Source organism: Microbacterium sp. ISL-103, assembly GCF_018613995.1.
Classification (GTDB): Bacteria; Actinomycetota; Actinomycetes; order Actinomycetales; family Microbacteriaceae; genus Microbacterium.
This window is the reverse complement of record NZ_JAGGPD010000289.1, coordinates 1-2,234: the sequence shown is the minus strand read 5'-3', so window position 1 is coordinate 2,234 and position 2,234 is coordinate 1. Positions and strand designations below refer to the sequence as shown.

Here is a 2,234-nt window from a genome sequence, read left to right as displayed (position 1 = left end):
TCATACCCGATGACCACCGTCGGGACGTCGCCCTGTGCCCGCTCGCGCAGGTACGCCGCGAACCCGGCAGCGGCCTGGGCCACGAGCACCCGGTTCATGCGGTTGCTTCCCGCGCCGAGTGCTCCGCGGAGACCCGCGGTGCCGAACGCGAGCCGGGTGCCGAAGCGATCGTCGAGGTCGGCAGCGGCTGCCTCATCGCCGTCGGCCGCGCGGGTGATGACCGCCGCGAGCTCGTCGCGGGTCTCGTGATCGGGGTCCTGCCTCATCCAGGCTCGCGCCTGCGCGAGGCGCTCGTCGCTCACAGCGCCTCGACCACTCGGGCCAGCAGGGCGGAGATCACAGGCTCCGCCTCGCGACCGGCCTCGATGACCTCGGCGTGGCTGAGGGGCGTCTTCTGGATGCCGGCGGCGAGGTTCGTGATGAGCGAGAAGCCGAGGATCTCCATGCCGGCCTCGCGAGCGGCGATCGCCTCGAGTGCCGTCGACATGCCGACGATGTCGCCGCCGATGTGCTTCGCCATCTGCACCTCGGCAGGCGTCTCGTAGTGGGGTCCGCGGAACTGCGTGTAGACGCCTTCGTCGAGCGTGGGGTCGACGCTGCGAGCGATGTCACGCAGGCGCTTCGCGTAGAGATCGGTGAGGTCGATGAAGGTCGCGCCCTCGAGCGGGGAGTCGGCCGTGAGGTTGATGTGGTCGCTGATGAGCACCGGCTGTCCGGGCGTCCAGGTCTCGCGGACGCCTCCGGCGCCGTTGGTGAGGACCATGACCTCGGCCCCCGTCGCTGCGGCGGTGCGCACCGAGTGCACGACACGGCGCACGCCGTGGTTCTCGTAGTAGTGGGTGCGGGCGCCGATGACGAGCACGTTCTTGCCGTCAGGGGTGCGGATGCTGCGGAGAGTCCCGACGTGGCCCTCGAGAGCGGGCTTCGAGAAGCCGGTGACCTCGGTGGCGGGGATGGTCGCGGTGGTCTCGCCGATGATGTCGGCGGCCTTGCCCCAGCCGCTGCCGAGGGTGAGGGCGATGTCGTGCTTCTCGACTCCGGTCAGGCGCGCGATGTCGGCGGCTGCGTCGGCTGCGATCTCGAACGGGTTCGCATTCGGGTCGTCGAGGGGGTTGCTGTGTGTGTCAGACATGGGATCCACTCTAGGAAGGTGCAGGCTCCGGGGCCAGGATTGCGGAAGAATGGAGATCATGTCTTCCACCCCTTTTGAGCGCACTCAGCGCGTCGCCGTCCTCGGTGGCGGTCCCGGCGGTTACGAAGCGGCACTCGCAGCCGCTCAGCTCGGAGCCGAGGTGACCCTGGTCGAGCGCGTCGGCGTGGGTGGGGCGGCGGTGCTCACCGACGTCGTCCCCTCGAAGAGCCTGATCGCCACGGCGGATGCCGCCGTCGCCATCTCGGAGGCCTCCGACCTCGGAGTGCAGTTCTACGCCAAGGGCGAGCACGGCAAGCCGCTCAAGCCCGAGATCGCGATCAACCTCGCCGCGGTCAACAAGCGGCTCATCGCGCTCGCCGGTCAGCAGTCCGAGGACATGCGCACGACGCTGCTCGAAGCCGGCGTCCGCATCCTCTCCGGTCACGGACGACTCGAGGGTCCGACCGCGATCGTCGTGTCCACGGGGCAGAAGGGCACCGACTTCGACCGGATCGAGGCCGACACCATCATCGTGGCCGTGGGTGCGTCGCCGCGCGAGCTGGATTCTGCGAAGCCCGACGGCAAGCGCATCCTCACCTGGACGCAGCTCTACGACATGAAGGCTCTGCCCGAGCACCTGATCGTCGTCGGCTCCGGTGTCACGGGCGCGGAGTTCGCCTCGGCCTACATGAACCTCGGCGCCAAGGTGACGCTGATCTCCAGTCGCGAGCAGGTGCTTCCCGGGGAAGACCAGGATGCCGCGCACGTGCTCGAGAAGGTCTTCAAGCGCGGCGGCATGACGGTGCTCTCCAAGGCCCGCGCCGAGAAGGTCGAGGTCACGAAGGGCGGCGTGACGGCGACGCTGTCCGACGGCCGCACGGTCGAGGGCAGCCACTGCCTCATGGCGGTCGGCTCGATCCCGAACACCGCAGGCATCGGCCTCGAAGACGCGGGCGTCGAGCTCGACGAGACCGGGCACGTCCGCGTCAACCGGGTCGCGCGCACCTCCGTGCCCAACGTCTATGCCGTCGGCGACTGCACGAACTTCTTCCCGCTCGCCTCGGTCGCGTCGATGCCCGGCCGCACGGCCGTCTTCCCCGCC

Annotated in this window: 2 protein-coding genes and 1 pseudogene; 1 reads left to right on the top strand and 2 read right to left on the bottom strand. The window is 69.5% G+C overall.

Features of this window, described 5'->3' with window-relative positions:
* Positions 1–302 (bottom strand): annotated as a pseudogene (locus J7E68_RS11385) (phospho-sugar mutase); the annotation flags it as partial.
* Positions 299–1,132, bottom strand: coding sequence for a purine-nucleoside phosphorylase (locus tag J7E68_RS11380; protein WP_215172671.1), 834 nt, complete (start codon positions 1,130–1,132; stop codon positions 299–301). The pseudogene J7E68_RS11385 and the gene J7E68_RS11380, both read right to left, overlap by 4 nt.
* A gap of 49 nt (positions 1,133–1,181) precedes the next feature.
* Here J7E68_RS11380 and J7E68_RS11375 point away from each other — a divergent pair.
* On the top strand, positions 1,182–2,234 hold a 1,053-nt coding region (locus J7E68_RS11375; RefSeq protein WP_215172669.1), incomplete at its 3' end, for an NAD(P)H-quinone dehydrogenase.

Excerpts from the sequence above, each read along its gene's own strand:
- J7E68_RS11380 (WP_215172671.1), bottom strand. The coding sequence starts at position 1,132 with ATGTCTGACACACACAGCAACCCCCTCGACGACCCGAATGCGAACCCG.